General features: G+C 64.5%; 16 protein-coding genes and 1 tRNA gene. 8 read left to right on the top strand and 9 right to left on the bottom strand.

Annotated elements, in window-relative coordinates; genetic code table 11:
- Window positions 1–253: 253 nt before the first annotated feature.
- From KF708_14265 to KF708_14255, 3 genes are read left to right on the top strand one after another with little or no spacing between them, the layout of a single operon-like run.
- On the top strand, window positions 254–1,531 hold the full coding sequence (locus KF708_14265; protein MBX3413851.1) for a PmoA family protein: 1,278 nt from the start codon (window positions 254–256) through the stop codon (window positions 1,529–1,531).
- Window positions 1,528–2,433, top strand: coding sequence for a carbon-nitrogen hydrolase family protein (locus KF708_14260; GenBank protein ID MBX3413850.1), 906 nt, complete (start codon window positions 1,528–1,530; stop codon window positions 2,431–2,433). Before KF708_14265 ends, KF708_14260 begins: the two co-directional genes overlap by 4 nt.
- Before the next feature lie 52 nt (window positions 2,434–2,485).
- Window positions 2,486–3,001, top strand: coding sequence for an adenine phosphoribosyltransferase (locus tag KF708_14255; protein ID MBX3413849.1), 516 nt, complete (start codon window positions 2,486–2,488; stop codon window positions 2,999–3,001).
- A gap of 76 nt (window positions 3,002–3,077) precedes the next feature.
- On the opposite strand, the gene KF708_14250 is transcribed toward KF708_14255, so the two are convergent.
- From KF708_14250 to KF708_14235, 4 genes are all read right to left on the bottom strand, one after another.
- Window positions 3,078–4,031 carry an SDR family oxidoreductase gene (locus KF708_14250; protein ID MBX3413848.1) on the bottom strand — a complete coding sequence of 318 codons (954 nt, stop codon included), beginning with the start codon at window positions 4,029–4,031 and terminating at the stop codon, window positions 3,078–3,080.
- Between the two features lie 159 nt (window positions 4,032–4,190).
- On the bottom strand, window positions 4,191–5,132 hold the full coding sequence (locus KF708_14245) for a CpsD/CapB family tyrosine-protein kinase (protein ID MBX3413847.1): 942 nt from the start codon (window positions 5,130–5,132) through the stop codon (window positions 4,191–4,193).
- A 40-nt stretch (window positions 5,133–5,172) separates the two neighbouring features.
- The gene (locus KF708_14240) at window positions 5,173–6,708 is read right to left on the bottom strand and encodes an AAA family ATPase (protein ID MBX3413846.1); all 1,536 of its coding nucleotides are present in this window, start codon (window positions 6,706–6,708) and stop codon (window positions 5,173–5,175) included.
- 330 nt (window positions 6,709–7,038) lie between these two features.
- On the bottom strand, window positions 7,039–8,712 hold the full coding sequence (locus KF708_14235) for a hypothetical protein (GenBank protein ID MBX3413845.1): 1,674 nt from the start codon (window positions 8,710–8,712) through the stop codon (window positions 7,039–7,041).
- Window positions 8,713–8,989: 277 nt separating this feature from the next.
- Here KF708_14235 and KF708_14230 point away from each other — a divergent pair, with 277 nt between their 5' ends.
- From KF708_14230 to KF708_14210, 5 genes are all read left to right on the top strand, one after another.
- Entirely contained in the window at window positions 8,990–9,664 is a 675-nt protein-coding gene (locus tag KF708_14230; GenBank protein MBX3413844.1) for a phosphoribosylanthranilate isomerase, read from the top strand.
- Between the two features lie 221 nt (window positions 9,665–9,885).
- Window positions 9,886–11,199, top strand: a complete 1,314-nt coding sequence (gene ahcY / locus KF708_14225) for an adenosylhomocysteinase (GenBank protein ID MBX3413843.1) — start codon at window positions 9,886–9,888, stop codon at window positions 11,197–11,199.
- 272 nt (window positions 11,200–11,471) lie between these two features.
- Window positions 11,472–12,779 (top strand): DUF1015 domain-containing protein, encoded by a 1,308-nt coding sequence (locus tag KF708_14220; protein MBX3413842.1) that lies wholly within the window; start codon window positions 11,472–11,474, stop codon window positions 12,777–12,779.
- Window positions 12,780–13,330: 551 nt separating this feature from the next.
- Complete coding sequence (locus tag KF708_14215; protein MBX3413841.1) at window positions 13,331–14,080, top strand: ParA family protein; 750 nt, start codon at window positions 13,331–13,333, stop codon at window positions 14,078–14,080.
- Window positions 14,040–15,059 (top strand): ParB/RepB/Spo0J family partition protein, encoded by a 1,020-nt coding sequence (locus tag KF708_14210; GenBank protein ID MBX3413840.1) that lies wholly within the window; start codon window positions 14,040–14,042, stop codon window positions 15,057–15,059. Before KF708_14215 ends, KF708_14210 begins: the two co-directional genes overlap by 41 nt.
- Window positions 15,060–15,159: 100 nt before the next feature.
- On the opposite strand, the gene KF708_14205 is transcribed toward KF708_14210, so the two are convergent.
- The 5 genes from KF708_14205 to ilvB all read right to left on the bottom strand — a co-directional run bounded on the left by KF708_14205 (window position 15,160) and on the right by ilvB (window position 18,087).
- Window positions 15,160–15,552 (bottom strand): SET domain-containing protein, encoded by a 393-nt coding sequence (locus KF708_14205; protein MBX3413839.1) that lies wholly within the window; start codon window positions 15,550–15,552, stop codon window positions 15,160–15,162.
- Window positions 15,518–15,814, bottom strand: coding sequence for a toxin-antitoxin system HicB family antitoxin (locus tag KF708_14200; GenBank protein ID MBX3413838.1), 297 nt, complete (start codon window positions 15,812–15,814; stop codon window positions 15,518–15,520). Before KF708_14200 ends, KF708_14205 begins: the two co-directional genes overlap by 35 nt.
- Window positions 15,777–15,968 carry a hypothetical protein gene (locus KF708_14195; GenBank protein MBX3413837.1) on the bottom strand — a complete coding sequence of 64 codons (192 nt, stop codon included), beginning with the start codon at window positions 15,966–15,968 and terminating at the stop codon, window positions 15,777–15,779. The genes KF708_14200 and KF708_14195 overlap by 38 nt, the downstream gene beginning before the upstream one ends.
- Before the next feature lie 179 nt (window positions 15,969–16,147).
- A tRNA-Pro gene (locus tag KF708_14190) sits at window positions 16,148–16,221 on the bottom strand.
- Between the two features lie 135 nt (window positions 16,222–16,356).
- Window positions 16,357–18,087: a biosynthetic-type acetolactate synthase large subunit gene (gene ilvB, locus KF708_14185; GenBank protein MBX3413836.1), complete on the bottom strand. Its 1,731-nt coding sequence runs from the start codon at window positions 18,085–18,087 to the stop codon at window positions 16,357–16,359.
- Between the last annotated feature and the right edge of the window lie 36 nt (window positions 18,088–18,123).

The raw sequence follows: 18,123 nt of genomic DNA, 5'->3' as shown, positions 1-18,123 counted from the left end.
ACTTAAACGCTGGCGATTGTAGCGGGTGCCCCGCGCGTTTCAACGAAGTTCAGCCACACAGCGACTTTCGAACAACGTGAAGGTCGCGCGTCGCGAGCGCGCTCCCCCCTCAATTCAACCGACGGCGCTTTAGAATCACCTCCTGCGTTGAGAGCGTGCGCGCGAGCAGTTATGCTGACGATGGCATGCGATGCGATATGATCGTGTCGCAGCGCCATGATGATGTCACGTTCCGTGCGGAGCCCGTTATTCCATGAGTCGAGCGATTCTGTTCACTGCCTGCGTGTTGCTCACCTTCCCTTGTGCGAGCGCCGCCGATACGAAAATCTCCTTCACGGTCGAGGCCGGTTCGCACGCTCGCCACCACGTGCCGATTCGCGTGCCGGTGGTCCTCCCGCTCGACCTGGCCGACGTGAACAAGCTGTCGGTCACGGTCACCGGTCCGGACGGCAAGACGCTACCGGGACAGTTAGTCGAGCCGAGCCCGATCCGCGCCGACAGCGGGCCCGAGGTCCAGGAGGGCCAAGTGCTGCGCGAGCTGTGGTTCGTGCTGCCCGAGTTGGCCCAGGGCAAGACGGCAACCTTTAGCGCCACGATCTCCCCTGAGAACGACGCGGCAACGAAGCAGGCCGCGCAGTTCGCCTGGCACGACCGGCCGAGCGAATCGAATGAGCTACAACTCGGAACTCGCCCCGTCCTGCGCTACATGTATCGGCCGCTCGACAATTCGTCCCCCCAAACGCGTGAGCAGACCTACAAGATCTTTCACCACGTGTTCGATCCGGCCGACGGATCGCGCATTGTCACCAAGGGACCGGGCGGGCTGTACACGCACCATCGCGGACTGTTCTACGGTTTCAACAAGGTCACCTACGGCGATGGCAAGCACGCCGACGTGTGGCACGCCAAGGGAGACGCCCATCAATCGCACGAGGGCGTCGAACAAGCGGCCACGGGCCCCGTGCTCGGCCGCCACGATCTGAAGATCGACTGGCACGGTGAGCGGGGGGAGGTCTTCGCCCGCGAGCAGCGCGAGCTGACCGCCTATGCCGTCCCCGGTGGCACGTTGATCGATTTCACGTCGCGCCTCGCACCGGTGCTCGGGCCCGTCAAGCTCGATGGCGATCCGCAGCACGCCGGCTTTCACTTTCGCGCCGACAACGAGGTGGCCGAGACGACCAAGAGCCAGACCTACTACGTCCGTCCCGATGGCCAGGGAAAGCCGGGCGAGACGCGCAACTGGCCCGACCAGCGCGACCACGTGAATCTGCCCTGGAATGCCCTGTCGTTCGTGCTGGGAGACGAGCGCTACACGGCCTGCATCCTCGACCAGCCGACGAATCCGAAAGAGGCCCGCTTCAGCGAGCGCGACTACGGCCGTTTCGGCTCTTACTTCGAATACGACGTCACGGAAGAACATCCGCTCGTGGTGCGCTATCGCGTCTGGCTGCAGCGTGGCGAAATGACGCCCGAGCAGGTGGCCGCCCTGTCTGCTGATTTTGTCGAACCGCCGACCGTGAAGGTGCTATGAAACAGCCGCGTCTCCGTGTGGCCACCTGCCAGTTCTCGGTCGAGGCGGAGATCGAGCACAACCGGCGGTTCATTCTGGCGCAAATCGCCGAGGCGGCGGCGCGCGGCGCGCGCGTCGTCCACTTCTGCGAGACGGCCCTTTCCGGCTACGTCAGCTCCGAGTTCGACGACCTCGCGCAGCTCGACTGGCAGGCCTTGCACGACGCTACCCACGCCATCTGCGAGGCCGCCGGTCGGCATCGCATCTGGGTGCTGCTCGGCTCGACCCATCGCCTGAGCGCGGGGAACCGGCCCCACAACTCGGTCTATGTCATCTCGGACGAGGGACGCATCGTCGATCGCTACGACAAACGTTTTTGCACCGGCACCGCTCCGCAGCAGGGAGAACCGGAGCAGGAGCCCTACTCGCGCGATCTGGCACACTACACGCCCGGCGACCGCGCCGTCGTGTTCGAGGTGGACGGGTTCCTCTGTTCGACGTTGATTTGCTACGATTACCGCTTTCCCGAGTTGTATCGCGATCTGAAACGCCAGGGCGTGGAAGTCTTGTTTCAGTCGTTTCACAACGCGCGGCGCGATCGCGAGACCTTCGAGCGACGCAACCTGTGGCGCGACGTGGTGCCCGCCACCATGATGTGCCATGCGGCGACCAACTACATGTGGATGAGCGCCTCGAACAGCTCGACGCGGTACTCGCTCTGGCCCAGCTTCTTCGTCCGCCCCGATGGGCTCGTCACGGGGCGTCTCGTCCCGCACGAACCCGCGGTGCTGGTGAGCGACGTTGCTCCCTCCCCCGAGATCTGGGATGCCGCGCGCCCCTGGCGCGACCGCGCCATCGCAGGCTGCCTGCACAGCGGCGCCACGATCGATGATCCCCGCAGCACCGACCACACCTGTTACTGACGCACCACCACTTCAAGGACGCACGGAGGGTTCTTGCATGCCGAGCACGGCCATCGATCTCAAGCGGTTCGTTCGCAGCATTCCCGACTTCCCCAAGCCGGGCATTCTCTTTCGCGACATCACCCCGCTGCTCGCCTCGCCCAGCGCCTTTCGCGAGACGATCGCGCGACTGGCCGAACATTACGCCGATCGCAAGATCGACGCCGTCTCGGCCGCCGAGGCCCGCGGCTTCATCTTCGCCGCGCCGCTGGCACTCGAGCTGGGCGTCGGCTTCGTCCCCGTGCGCAAGCCCGGCAAGCTCCCCTTCCAGACTCATGCCTTCCACTACGAGCTCGAGTACGGCACCGACACGCTCGAGATTCACCAAGATGGTGTCACGTCCGGCCAGAACGTGTTGCTCGTCGACGATCTGCTTGCCACGGGGGGCACGATCGACGCCTGCTGCCGACTCGTCGAGAAGGCAGGCGCGAACGTCGCCGGCTGCGCCTTCGTGATCGAGCTCGATGGCCTCGCAGGCCGCCAACGCATCGCCAAATACGATGTCTTCAGCCTGTTGAAATACGACTGAAGCAGGTCCGATACCACATACCTGACGATCGATCGATTCGCCGCGTCGAAGCACGGTCCGTTGCCGAGTATCCGGCCTACACGGCCCCGACCGCTTCGCTGCGATAGAACTCGATCGAGCGCTTCAGTCCCTCGGCGAACGAGACCTGCGGTTCGTACTTGAGCAGCTTCCGTGCGAGCGTAATGTCGGCGCGGCTTTCTTGCACGTCTCCCGCGCGGCGCGGCGCGAAGTTCGGTTCGATCTGCGTGCCGAGCAGTTCTTGCAATTGCGCGAGCAGATCGAGCAGGTTCGTGCTGGATCCCATCGCCACATTGATCACGCGTCCCGAAACACCGGGGGCGTCGGCCGCGAGCAAGTTTCCCTGCACGACGTTCTTCACGTAGGTGAAGTCGCGCGATTGCGTGCCATCGCCGTGAATCGTGGGCCGGCGTCCCTGGAGCAGCGCTGTGCTGAAGAGCGGGATCACGGCCGAATAGGGGCTGTCGGCCCCCTGGCGCGGTCCGAAGACATTGAAGTAACGCAGGGCGACCGTCTCGATCTGGTACGAGGCCGCAAACGCCAGGCAGTAGGCCTCTCCCGCCAGCTTCGCCGCGCCATAGGGCGAACAGGGAGAAACCTGGTCTTGCTCGTTCTTGTCGGGCCGGCCGGTATCGATGTCGCCGTAGGCACTGCTCGAGGCGGCATACACTACGCGACGCACCCCCGCTCGTTGGGCGGCATGCAGCACGTTCAGCGTGCCAGTGGCACAGGCCGCGTGCGTATCCAGCGGCCGCTCGACGCTCAGCGGCACCGAGGCGAGTGCCGCCTGGTGGAAGACGCAATCCACGCCGCAAACCGCCTGGGCCACGACCGACGCATCGGTGATGCTCCCCTCGATCAGCTCGACGTCCTCCTTGATGGCGTCGAGATGCTCGAGCTTGCCGGTGCTGAAATCGTCGAGAATGCGGACCTCGTCGCCACGCTCGACGAGCGCCTCGGCCAGGTGCGAACCGATAAACCCAGCGCCGCCGGTGACCAGTACTGTACGCATTGCGATGATCGCCTCTCGAGTTCGCACCCTACGGAAAAAAGCGGTCTCAGCGGGCCGCTCGATGAAGTATAGGGTCCGATTCCAGAATCGAACACGCGGATTTCCTGGGGTGCCGGCGGTCGGCCCGGCGATGTTCGGAAGGGCCTTTGGCCACCGAGTTTAGTGCGTCGGCGTGGCCCGGGTGGCCACACAGCCCAGGACTCGCCCCCCCGCGCGGCGCAGCAGGCTGACCGCCTCGGCCGCCGATTTGGTGCTGGTTTCTTCGAACTCGACGCAGAGGTAGACCCCGTCGCACACGCCCGGCCAGTGGGTGGCCTCGGCCGACGACGCCATGCCCCCGTCGACGATCACCGCGCGGTAGCGGCGTTTCACTTCGCCCAGGAAGGCACTCAATCGCGAGGGCAACTCCGCCGCGGCGGGCACGCGTTTCGCACACGACGCCAGCACCTGCACACAGCCCGGCGGAATTCGCACCACCGCCTCTTGCCAGCCCACGCGACCGGCCAACACATCGGCCAGGCCATGCGCCGCATCGATGTTGAGGCGCTGCGCGAGATCGCCATCGCGACCATCCGCGTCGACAACCAGCACATCGCCCGCCGTCACTTCCGCCAGCACGGCCGCCAGGTGGATGGCCGTGGTCGTGGTGCCCGACTGCCGATCGGCCGAGGCAAACAGCAGCGCCGCGGCGCCGCCGCGAGGCAATTGCGAAAGGATGCGGTCGCGCAGCCGCCGATATTGGCTCCCCAGGCGGCTGCCGGGGCGCAAGTCGCTCCCGGCGATGTCGGCCAGCCAGTCTCCGCCGGCCATGCGGTCGGAATATCGCCGCCCAGAGAACACGGGCGTCGGTGTCGGCGCCATCGGAGTGTTCGGCGTGGAAGGCGTTGCAGTGGGGTGTGCGGCGCCACCTGTCGGTAGTCCTTCGCCGGCGTGCGCGGCGGCCAGGGCCGAGGCGATCTGGTCGGCCGTCGCTTCGAGGCGGGCCGCGGTCGCGTCGGGCGGCTGAGCAGTCGGCGCACTGGGCACGGGGCGTGCGGCATCCGTGGGCGTATCGCCCCCCTTGGCTTCGACCTGCTTCAACGCATCGAGAATCCGGCTCATCAGCGAGATCTCTGCTGGGGATCGGGCCTGTGCGCGCGGACTAGCCGCGTCGCAGTCGAGCAAACAACTGGCGGAACTCCTGGCGCCGGACGGGCGCGATGGGACGCGAGATCGCCACCTCTTCCGCCGCGGCGTCCTCCTCGACGACGATCAGGTCGGCCTCCTCGGCCGGCGTGGCATGCACGGCGGGCTCCTGGGGGGGCAACGCGATGACCCGCGCCTTTGCCGGCTCGGCAAGCGGGGCCTCGGCGACGCTCCCCAGATGACGGGCCGGCGGTTCGACCGCGTCCGCCGGCGGTCGCGAGGCCGTTTTTTTCGCTCGTCGAGGTTCCTGTCGCAGAGGCATCTCCGTCCTGCGTGCATAACGTTCGAGCAGGCGGCTCAACTCGCGCCCTTCGCGGCTCGAGACCTGTGGCAGCCCGGCCCAACTGGTGGCGTCCAACTCGGCGTAGCGGTCGAGGATCACTTCCTCTTCGTCGAACGCCTGGTCCTGCGAGCGGATCAACTCGGGCAGCACGAATTCGACCTCCGGACGAATCGATCCCACCGGACGGAACTCGTCGGCCATCGCGTCGACGTGGGTCTCGAGCTGCTCGAGATGGGCGACCGTTTCCGCGTAATCGCCCGTCGGCGCGTGAATCGTGGCCCCGTCCGCATGGGCCGGCTCGAACTCGAAGTCGTCTTCGAGACCGCCGAACTCGATCACGTCGGCTGCCTCGCGCGTGGCGCTCTCCTGCGAGGCGGCGGCCATTTCGCGCCACGGCAAGGGCAACTGCTGCAAGTCGGCCCAGGCCTCTTCGATCCCCTTCGCGTCGAGTTTCTTCACCCCGGCCGTGTACGCCAGCACGAGCGCGTGATCGCAAAGCTGATTTACCAGCCGCGGAATGCCATCGGTGGCCCGATGGATCGCGTCCAAGGCGTCCGGTTCGAAGATGCGGGCACTATCTCCGCCGCTCCGTTCGATCTGGTGCGCGACGTAACCCAGCGTCTCGGCATGCACGAAGGGGCGCAAGTAGCAGCGGGCCGCGATGCGCTGACTGAAGCTCTCGAGCTGCGGCGTCGCGAAGCGCTCTTCCAAGGCCGGGCCGCCAGCCACCACCAACCGTACGCGCAATTCCCCCTGACGCACGATGTTGGTAATCAGCCGCAATTCCTCGAGCAGCCGCTGCGGCAGGGTTTGCGCCTCGTCGACGATCAGCAGCAGACCCGGCGTGCTCTCGTTGCGGCGCGTCAGATGGTCGATCAACTGCAGACGCAATTCTCCTTCGTCCATGCCGCGGTAGGGCAGGCTCAACTCGAAAAGCACCGCCTGCAACAACGCGCGCCGGGTGGCCAGTTGTGCCCCGGCGAGCAGCGCTACTTCAAGCTGCCCGCGAAATTGCTCGGCAAGCGACCGGCAAAGAAGCGACTTGCCGGTCCCCGTCGAACCGATCAGCAGCCCCGTTCCTTCCGCCCGTTCGATCGAGCGGGCAAGCGTATGCCGCGCTTCCTCGATCGCCGCCGCGGGAAAATAGAACTCCGGCTCGGGCGCTGCCGCAAACGGTCGTCGCGTCAGTTGAAAGAACTTCTCGAACATCAGACCTATCCCGATTCGCGCCATCATGGCGGAGGGTAGTAAACGGAAGCAGGTAACCGGACCGGCAGCGGTCCCGTCACCTTGGGCAGCCGTAGCGCGGCGGCTCGGCAGACGCCTTCCGGGCGCAGCGCGAGCCTATCTCTAGACTTCGGCACAGCCACCGCGCCGGCTCCAACCTGGAATTGCGACAGGCTAGTCCCCTCTAGTGCCTTGTCAGAGCCAAAAGTTCGGGTTGTCCTGGCCAAATTGGCCCTCGCATCGCGAGCGCGTGGAACTTGGGAACCCGAACATTAGGCTTTGACAGATCGCTAGCAGCCGGGCGAGCTTCGCTTACCAGATCGTATCGATCAGGGTTTCGAAGGGGTCGTGGAGCAAGCGTTCCAGAAAACCGGGCTCGCTCGCCAGGTGATAGGCCAGCCAGACGATGGCCGCCACGAGCAGCATTTCGCAGGCGATGCCCAATCGCCCGGTCCAGGTACGAATCCGCTTCGTGCGCTGGTGGCTGCCCGTGGGATTGAGCGTTTCGATGACCCCCACCACCGGCACGCCGAGCAGGTCTTCGACTTCAGCAATCGAACCGAAGCTGGCCGAGGCGACCGCGCCCCCCCAGGCGGCTACGATGCCCAACACCAACGCGCCCAGCGTCGCCGCCACGAGGATCGAGCGGCGCATCTGGGGAGGGGCCGCCGTCTCGATCGTCACGGCGCCCAACATGGGGCGTGCTTCTTCCAATCGTTCCAGACGCAGCCAGTCCTTTCGTTCGAGATTCGACTGGCGGGCAAGCTCATCTTGGGCAGCGCTCCGCGCTTCTTTCGTCTGTTGATACTCGTGGTCGGTCTCGGCCAGGTAGGCCCGCGCCTTGTCGAGGGCGCCGGTATCCACCTGCACGGCGGTCTCCAGTTCCTCGGCCGTCGAGCGATCGAATGTCACCTGCGGCTGCTCTTCCGGCGCCACGATGGGGGCCTCGACGGTCGAAGGGGGAGCCGCGGGAGGTGGCACCGATTCTTGCGGCGTTCCCGGCCCGACCTGCATCCAGGGGGGCAAAAGCTTGCCGCCGAAATCGGCGACGCTGCCGGGGCTCGGTACCTCGGGATTCTCGGCCGTGGGCTCCGCCGGTTTCTCCGCATCCTTCGCTACTTGCGGCTCGCTCGACGCGCCACCGCGCAGCCGGGCAAGTTGCTCTTTGACGGTCGAGATCTCATCGTCGGCGGCGCGGACGATCGGGTGCAACGGCGTCAGTTTTTCCAACAATGCCGCGCGCTGTGTTTCGAGCTGGGCCAGTCGCTTTTCGAGCTGCGCTACGGACATGCCGGCCGGAACGCCGGCCGCCCCCACGGTGGGATCCCCCACGAGTTCTTCGTCCTGCGTCAACGCGTCGGCCGAGTTCTCGGGGGACACCTGTGCCGGCGACTTCTTCAGTTCAACCTGCATCTTCTGGAAATGATTCGCGAGCAATTCATCGAGCTTCGCGTCGGCCGCCTCGAACTTCTCGCGTGCCGCGGCCGCCTGGTGTCGCGTGTTCTCGTAGACCTTGGCCACCGACTGTGACTCGAGCTGCACGAATCGATCGGCGATCAACTCGGCGGCAAGTCGCGCCTGCGCCGCGGCGTCGTCGCGCGATTCGTTCGTGCAGGAGATCGTCAACCGATCGGCCGCCGAACGCACGGCGACAATCTTCAAGTGGCCGCGCGATTCGATCGCGCGTCCCTGCGAGTCGCGTGCGGCGATCCAGCTCGAACTCTCGTCGAGCTGCAGTTCGGCATCGAACCCGCTCTGGCTGATGGCGTCGGCCAGCATGCCGCCGGGGGCCACCAATTTGCCGAGCGAAGTCCAGCTCGCGGCCTGGCGATTACTGGGGGCTTCGCCCGCGGCCGCACGCAGCACCGGACCCAGATCGACCGGCACGTTGGCCGTGTAACGCACCGTGCTGCGCGAAAGCAACGCGGCGGTTATCAGAAAGACAGCCAGGGCCACGACCACGAACAGCCGCACCGTATTTCGCACGCGGCGTCGTGTGATCGACGCATGCGCGGCCGGGGCTGGGGAGTTCGGGACCGCCATAAGTCAGCGCAAGGCCAGGTGGAGGATGATGGAACAGCAAGCGCGCACAGGCGCGCAGTACCGTCCCGGGCGCGGGATGCCGCAACGTCCTCATCGGCATTGCCAAGAGAAAACTTGTGCCAACTTGGCGCGGACCAGTCACCCCCCGCGCGCGTCGCGCCTATAATCACTCGGCCTCGATTCGCCCTGTTCGACCTCGACCTTCCGCGGGAGCTCGCGCGTGTTTCGCATCAAGATCTGTGGCGTGACCAACACGGACGATGGACGTCTCGCCGCGGAGGCGGGAGCAGACGCCATTGGGCTGAACTTCTACTCCCCCAGTCCACGATCGGTTACCCCCGAGCGGGCCGCCGAGATCGCCGACTCGATGCCCGACGGGGTGTTGCGTGTGGGGGTCTTCGTCAACGCGACGCTGGACGAGATCGAGTCGATCTGCGACCGCGTGACGCTCGATGCCATCCAGTTGCATGGCGACGAGCCCCCCGAGTTTCTGGCTGCCCTCACGCGATTGCCCGTCGTGCGTGCCTTCCGGCTGGGGGAAGAAGGCCCCGATCACATCCACACCTACCTGGCCGAGTGCCAGGAGCTCGACTGTTCGCCCCGGCTGGTGCTGATCGACTCGCACCAGGTGGGGCAATTTGGCGGCACGGGCGCGACGGCCGATTGGAACGCCGTGGCCGATCTGGGGGCGATGCTCGCCGAGCGTGCGATCGTACTGGCCGGCGGCCTTACGCCTGACAACGTCGCCGAGGCGATCGACACCGTGCATCCCGCCGCCGTCGACACGGCCAGCGGCGTCGAGCGCGAGCCGGGACACAAGGATCCCCTCCGCGTCCGCGCCTTCGTCGAGCGGGCGAAGGGAGCCTATCGGCGACTCGACGACGACCTGGTCTAGCAAGTCGAGTTTCCAAGCAAATCGCGAATCCCCCCTCTCTGACCCCTGACCACTGACCACTGCTTCAACCGGCTTGCCTCTGGCGCGGGCTCTCGCCTATCATGACCCGGCGTGAAACGATGGGAAAAAAATTTCGGGTCGGCTTGTCTTTCACCAGGCCGACGTGTGGCTAACCCCTCTGGATAGGGGTGTTCAACGGTCTTCTGCGAAGGAGTTTGCGCGTGGCTCAGGTTGAAACACGGCTGCCGTACAAGGTTGCTGATCTGTCGTTGGCCGAATGGGGTCGCAAGGAGATCCTGCTGGCCGAGAACGAGATGCCCGGCCTGATGGCCCTCCGCCAGAAGTACGGCCAGCAGAAGCCGCTCAAGGGGGCCCGCATCGCCGGCTGCCTCCACATGACGATCCAGACCGCCGTGTTGATCGAGACCCTCGTCGAGCTCGGCGCCCAGGTCACCTGGAGCAGTTGCAACATCTTCTCGACGCAGGACCACGCCGCCGCCGCCATCGCCCAGGCGGGCGTGCCGGTCTATGCCTGGAAGGGAATGACGAACGAAGAGTTCGATTGGTGCATCGAGCAGACGCTGTTCTTCCCCGATGGCCAGCCGCTGAACATGATCCTCGACGACGGCGGCGACCTGACCGCCATGGTCCACAACAAGTATCCCGAGCTGTTGACCGGCATCCGTGGCATTTCGGAAGAGACCACCACCGGGGTCCATCGCCTTTACCAGATGCATGCCGCGGGCGAGCTCCGCGTTCCTTGTATCAACGTCAACGATTCGGTCACGAAGAGCAAGTTCGACAATCTCTACGGCTGCCGCGAGTCGCTGGCCGACGGCATCAAGCGGGCCACCGATGTGATGGTCGCCGGCAAGGTGGTCGTCATCGCCGGCTACGGCGACGTCGGCAAGGGCTGTGCCCACTCGATGCGTTCGCTCGGCGCCCGGGTGATCGTCACCGAGATCGACCCGATCAACGCCCTGCAGGCGGCCATGGAAGGCTTCGAGGTCACGACGATGGAAGACGCCGCCCCGCGTGGCAATATCTTCGTCACGACCACGGGCAATCGCGACATCATCACCGGCAAGCACATGCAGGTGATGCCCAATGACGCGATCGTCTGCAACATCGGCCACTTCGATATCGAGATCGACATGGCCTGGCTCAACTCGCAGAAGAACGTGAAGAAGGTGGAGATCAAGCCGCAGGTCGACCGCTACACGTTCGCCGACGGGCGCTCGATCCTGATCCTGGCCGAAGGCCGCCTGGTGAATCTCGGCTGTGCCACGGGGCACCCCTCGTTCGTCATGTCGACCTCGTTCACCAACCAGGTACTGGCCCAGTTGGCGCTGTGGGGCGAAAATGAAAAGTACCCGCTGGGCGTCCACGTGTTGCCCAAGAAGCTCGACGAAGAGGTCGCGCGGCTCCACCTCGACAAGCTGGGCGTGAAGCTGTCCAAGCTCTCGAAGGAGCAGGCCGACTACCTCGGCGTACCGGTCGAAGGCCCCTACAAGCCCGAGTATTATCGCTACTAAGTGTGGTCCTCCTACTCTTGTAGGTCAGGTACGCCGTACCTGACCATCGATCGAGTGGCGACATCGAACGCTGTCAGGTACGGCGTACCTGACCTACAAAGGCGGGGGTTTGACAAACCAACAGGGCTCCGGGATAAAACCCGGAGCCCTGTTTCGTTGGTAGGGTGGCCAGCCGCCAGGAGCGGGCGGTCCTTCTGATTCCGGCGGGTCTCCGATCCGCCAATTCCAGTCGCGCACTGATCGTGCGTTCACTCTCTCGCACGCGAGCATTCATGCCTGATATTCAAGCCTTCCGCGGCATTCGCTACGACCTGGGTCACGTCGGTTCTCTGGCAGACGTGGTGGCGCCCCCCTACGACGTCATCGACGCGGAGTTCCAGGACCAGCTCTACGACAAACACCCGGCGAACGTGATTCGCCTCGAGTTGAATCGCGAGGAGCCTGGCGACGACGAGAAGTCGAACCGCTACACGCGTGCCGGCCGCTTCTTCAAGAACTGGCAGTCCGAAGGGGTGCTCTTCACCGAACCCGATCCGGCCATCTACGTCTACCATCAGGAGTTCACCTACAAGGGGGAGACGCACAACCGCCGCGGCTTCATCGCCCGCGTGCGGCTCGAGCGCTTTGGCGAGGGGAAGATCTTCCCGCACGAAGAGACGATGTCGGGCCCAAAGCAAGATCGGCTACTGCTCACGCGTGCCTGCCGCGCGAACCTGAGCCCGGTCTTCGGCCTGTTCCCCGATCCCGAGAACGAGGCGCAGGAGCTTCTCGAGCGGGCGACAGCGGGCAAGACTCCGCTCGTGGCGACCGATCACCTGGGTGTGATCCACCGCCTGTGGCCGGTCACCGATCCCGCGGTCATCACGGCGGTCAACAAGGTGCTGGGGCCCAAGCCCACCTTCATCGCCGATGGTCACCACCGCTACGAGACCGCCTGCAACTACCGCGACGAGCGCGCCGCAGAGGCTGGCGGCTCGCTCCCCTCGGACCATGCGGCCAACTTCGTGCTGATGACCTGCATCGGCATGAGCGATCCCGGCATGCTCGTGTTGCCGACGCACCGGCTGTTCCGCGGCCTTCCCGAGCTGGACTCGGCCGCGTTGGTGAAGACGTTGGGGGACTGTTTCACAACCCGCCTCGTGGGCGAAGGGGCCGATCTGGCCGACACGGTCTGGAACGAGATCGAGAACGAAGGCGCCCAGGGGACGATCGGCTTCTTTACGCGGCAGGACGAACGCTGGACGATTGCCCGCGTCACCGACGAGGGGCAGCGTCGCATGGCGGACCTGGCCCAGGAACACAGCCCCGAGTGGTGCGATCTGGGCGTGGCGCTGCTCCACCGGCTGGTGATCGAGAACCTGCTCGACGCAAAAGAGCTGCCGAAGCCGCGCTACGTCCATCTTGTGGAAGAGGTGGTCGAGGGGCTCGATTCCGACGAGTTCCCGCTGGCGGCCCTGATTATGCCCGCCACGCTCGAGCACATCCGCGCCGTGAGCGAACACCAGGAACGCATGCCGGCCAAAAGCACCTACTTCTATCCGAAGCTCCTCAGCGGGCTGGTCTTCAACCCGTTGGATTGAAGCCTCGCGAAAGAAGAGTTCAACGCAAAGTCGCAGAGACGCAAAGAGCGGATGAAAAGTGACACAGGCCGCCGGCCTGTGCCGTTGCTTCTCGGCCGGGTGGCACTGACGATTTTCCGGAGTTGGCCAACGACTTCGCCAACCTGGAGTCGGAAATTCGTCAGTGTCGCGCAGCGACAAGAGGTCGTGAGCAGCGTACGGTGTCATTCCGTATCGCGGATGAGTTTCACGTGAAACGGGCTTAAGTGAATTCTCCTGTTTGCCCAGTCTTCGCGTTTCACGTGAAACATTCTCAATCGTGCGACCTTGGCGATCTCGCACTCTAGCGAATCGGTGCTGCCCGGCCCGTTGCACGTGAAATGGCCTACTGATTGGCATTCACGGCACGAAACGCGCCCGGTTACAATCCTCGCCGCGTTGGAGTGGTCAGTGGTCAGTGGTCAGTGGTCAGTGGTCAGTGGTCAGTGGTCAGGGGTCAGGGGTCAGGGGGCGTTACTTCAAACTGACCACTAGCCACTGCCCCCTGACCACTCTCCTTAGGAGCCATCGCGTTGAGTCGCATTCTGTGCGTTGCCAATCAGAAGGGAGGCGTCGGTAAAACGACGACTGCCCTGAACCTGGCCGTCGGCCTGGCCAAGTCTGGCGCGCGCACGCTGCTCATCGATCTCGACCCGCAGTGCAATGCCACGAGCGGCCTGGGCGCCCGGCCGGCGGACAGTCATCCGCTGGTAAGCCGCGCTCCGCTGCGCGAGGCCCTCGTCGAGACGGGGACGCCGGGGCTCGAGCTGTTGCCCGGCTGCCGGACATTTCGCGACGTGGAAGCCCTGGCCGCCGACGGCGCCCCGCATGCTGTCACCTTGCGCCAGCATCTCGACAGCGGCATGTCGGCGTACGACTTCGTCCTGATCGACTGCCCCCCGTCTTTGGGGGATCTGACTCAAACCGCGCTTGCCGCCTCGACCGAAGTGTTGATGCCCATCCAGTGCGAGTACTACGCGATGGAAGGGCTGACGCAGATGATCGAGGTGATCCGCACGGTGATGCAGCAGCATCCGAATCGTCTGCGGTTTGGCGGTATCGTGCTCACCATGCATGACCCCACGCTCGAGCTGACCGCCGAAGTCGACGCCGAGGTGCGTGACTTCTTCGGCGAGATTGTTTTTCAGACCGTCATCCCGCGCGACGTGGCGGTGAGCGAAGCTCCCAGCCACGGACGCTCGGTGCTGGATTATGCCCCACGTGCCCGGGGTGCCCGGGCGTATGTCGAACTTTGCATGGAGGTGCTCGATCGTGACTCGTGAAAAACGACTAGGACGTGGGTTGGAATCGCTACTTAGCGTCTCTGCCGACGGACCCGCCCCCGGCCACTCGGGGGGCCCCCACATGCACGTGCCCCGCATCGCCGAGGTCGAACAACCGACGGGCGAGCAGCTCGTCGAGCTGTCGGTCTACGAGGTCGACAGCAACCCGTACCAGCCGCGGGCCGAGTTCGACGAAGGGGAGTTGTCCGCGCTGGCCGACAGCATCCGCGAGCACGGCATGCTCCAGCCGATCCTGGTCCGCCAGGTGGGAGGGCGCTACCAGCTCATCGCGGGAGAGCGCCGTTTGAAGGCGGCCATTCGCGCCGGCTGGACCGAGGTGCCTGCCCGGGTGCGCGAGGCGGACGATCGGGAGATGGCCGAGTTGGCCATCGTCGAGAACTTGCAACGGAAGGATCTCAACCCGCTGGAAAAGGCGGCCTCGTTCCAGCAGTATCTCGAGCAGTATGGCGTGACGCAGGAGGAACTGGCGGGCCGGCTGAAGATCGACCGCTCGACGATCGCCAACCTGATCCGCCTGCTCGAGCTGCCGCGCGACGTGCAGGGGGCGTTACGCTCGGGGCAGATCACCCAGGGGCACGCGCGGGCGCTGCTGCCGTTGGGAGACGAGCGGACGCAGATCGAGTTCATGCAGCGGATCCGCGAGGAGGGGCTGAGCGTGCGGGCGACCGAGAACCTGGTGCAGGAGACGATCCATTACGACGACCGACCGCAGTTTGTCGGCGTGATCGGCGCCGAAGGCACCCCGCCACGTGGAAAGTCGCCCAAGCGGACAAAGAGCGGCCAGATCGCGGCGCTCGAGCAGGAATTCCGCGCGGCGCTAGGGAGCAAGGTCGACGTGCGACAGACGAGCGCCGGCCGGGGGAAGATCGTGATCCACTTCAAGAACCACGACGAGTTCGAACGGCTGAGAGACTATCTGGTCGGGCAGGAACCCGAGGCTCATAGCCGGGCTGGGTGAGACGGGCAGAGGCTCGCGCGGCGGCGCGGAGTTTATTGTTGATGGAGATGTAGCTCCGTTGCATTCCCATCTACGTGAGGTGGCGCACAATCCTTGTATTTCAAGCCAGGGGGACACGATCCGGCTCGAAGGTCTCCAATGACTCATAGTCAATGGTGATCTCGTCGCTTGGAAGAATCTCACGGACGGCGACGTCGACGCCGCGCGGATCTCCAGATCGATCCGAGGCAATGTTGGGGGATGGGCTGTGATTGATGAATCGCGCATCATCGCAACACAAGATATATCGATTGAGCACGTGGTCGATGTAGCCGTAGTGCAGCAACCGCGCGCGCTCGCGCGGCCCCAGTCGGTCGAGCGCGCGGGGATCGAGGTCCAAATCAAACCCCTCGGTAAATCGCCACACAACTTGCCCGACAGCCACCGGAGCAATCGCGAACAATCCGATGCCATGAATGCTACTCGGGCGGAGTTCCGTTTCGATGAGCAGCATCGAGCATTCCTACAAGCTGAGACAAAATTCGAGTACCATCGATTTCAGCACGCTCTTGCAGTGTCGTAATCAAAGATTTCACCGCATTGTTGTGCTGGCGTCGAGCCGTGTCAGGTACTACGTTCTTGCGCTTCGCGGATCGAGGTCGCGGACTTTTCTGAGCGGCCAACTCCAGGCATTCTACGACCAGCGAATTGAGGCTCTTGCGTTTGGCCTCGGCCAAATTACTCAAGTTGCGGTGCAGCTCGGGCGTGGCTCGCACGAGGAAGGTGCCTGAGAAGAAGTTCTTCCGATCTGGCTTTGTAAAGCACCCATTCCCTTAGGAAACCATAACCGCGTGGATAGCCTTGCGTGAGAGCCGCGATCTCGTCGGCGAAGGTTACCGCCTTCTGATAGACATCGAGCTTCTCGAACATGAATACCATCGCGACTGCCCTCGCGCGGTTGGGTCCAGAAATTGAGCAGGAGAACAGGTGATCAGGAGACCGCAGGAGAGCAGATCGCTTCGTGGCGCAGTCACGCTCCAATCTCCTCCACTGCTCCCCTGTTCAAATGCTCTCCTGCTCGACTTTTTGCCGCCATCGGCGGCAAAAAGTCGGGGCGAGAGGATTCGAACCTCCGGCCTCCTGCTCCCAAAGCAGGCGCTCTGCCAGGCTGAGCTACGCCCCGAACCCGAGCATTCTAGCGTCTCGTGGTCTGCGCGGATATGTCTGCCTTGCAGGGGAGACAACCGATCGACGGTCGAAGTTCTGCAGGTTTGGTCGTTGTCATGTTAGCGACGGCAGTCGGCTGGCTTCCGCGCGCTTACTGCTTGATGAGGTCGCGCACCGTCATGCCCGAGGGGATCATCGGCAGCACGTGCTCCTGGTAAGGGATCTGCACGTCGAGGATGAACGGGCCGGGGGACTTGACCATCTCGGTCAGGCCATCGACGAGATCGGCCTTTTCCTTGATGTAGCGGGCCCCCCAGCCGAAGCCCTTGGCCATGGTGACGAAGTCGGGGTAGCGCGTCGGGGGGCCCATGCCATTTCCCTGGCCCCGCCACTCGGGATTGTCGATCGGGCCCAGATACGTATGGGCGCGGTTGCCGGTGAAGAAGCGATCTTCCCACTGCACCACCATGCCTAGGTGCTGGTTGTTGAGCAGCAGCACCTTGACGGGCAGTTTCTCGCAATAGCAGGCCGCCAGTTCCTGAATGTTGATCAGGATGCTGCCGTCGCCGTCGATGTCGATCACCAGCCGATCGGGATGCGCCGCCTGCACGCCCATCGCCGCCGGCAGACCGAAGCCCATCGTGCCCAGGCCGGAACTCGAAAGCCAGCGGCGCGGCTTCTCGAACTTGAAGTGCTGCGCGGCCCACATCTGATGCTGCCCCACCCCCACGGCCACGATGGGATCGAGATCCTTGGTCAATTTCCACAGTTCGTGGATGGCGTGTTGCGGCAGAATCCCGTTGAAGTTCTGGTCCCAGGTGAGCGGATCGGACTGTTTCCACTCGGCGACTTGCTCGTGCCAGGCCGAAAGATCCTCGGGCGCCTCGACGATCTTGTTCAGTTCGGTCAGGGCGTGCTTCACATCGCCCACGATGGGAATATGGGCCGCCTTGTTCTTGTTGATCTCCGAAGGGTCGATGTCGATGTGGACGATCTTGGCGCGCTTGGCGAACTCGGCCAGCTTGCCCGTCACGCGATCGTCGAAGCGCACGCCAAAGGCGAGCAGCAAGTCGGCGGCTTCGACCGCGTAGTTGGCATAGACGCTGCCGTGCATGCCGAGCATGTGGAGCGAAAGGGGATCCTCGCCGGGGAAACCGCCGAGCCCCATCAGCGTCATCGCCACCGGAATACCCGTCTTGCGGGCGAGCCTGGTCAGTTCCTCGCTCGCTTCTCCCGCGATGACGCCGCCACCGGCATAAATCACCGGCCGCTTGGCCAGCTTGATCGCGGCGGCCACTTGTGCGATCTGTTCCGGCCGGGCCAGGCGGCGCTCGATGTGATAGCCGGGCAAGTTCATCGGCGCGTCGAAATCGGGCACCGCGTAGCCCTGCTGGATGTTCTTCGGAATATCGACGAGCACCGGGCCCGGGCGGCCGGTCGTCGCGACGTGGAACGCCTCGCGCATGACGCGGGCCAGGTCGTTCACGTCGGTGACCAGATAGTGGTGCTTCGTGATGCCGCGACAGACCTCGACGATCGGCGTTTCCTGGAAGGCGTCCGTGCCGATAACGTTCGTGCCCACTTGCCCGGTGATGGCGATGATAGGAATGCTGTCCATCTTCGCATCGGCGAGACCCGTGACGAGATTCGTCGCGCCGGGACCACTGGTGGCCATGCAGACGCCCACTTTGCCCGTGCTGCGGGCATAGCCCTGCGCGGCAAAGGTGCCCCCTTGCTCGTGTCGGGGCAGGATGGTGCGCAAGCGGTCCGAAAAGCGAGTCAGCGCCTGATGCAGCGGCATGCTCGCTCCGCCGGGATAGGCGAAGATGACCTCGACGCCGTGATTGACCAACGACTGTACGAGGATATCGGCGCCGCTCATCAAATCCGTTGGCTTGGCAGTCTTCGTCGCTTGAGA

Source organism: Pirellulales bacterium (genome assembly GCA_019636335.1).
In the GTDB taxonomy this organism is placed as follows: domain Bacteria; phylum Planctomycetota; class Planctomycetia; order Pirellulales; family JAEUIK01; genus JAHBXR01.
This window is presented reverse-complemented; position numbering and strand designations above follow the sequence as displayed.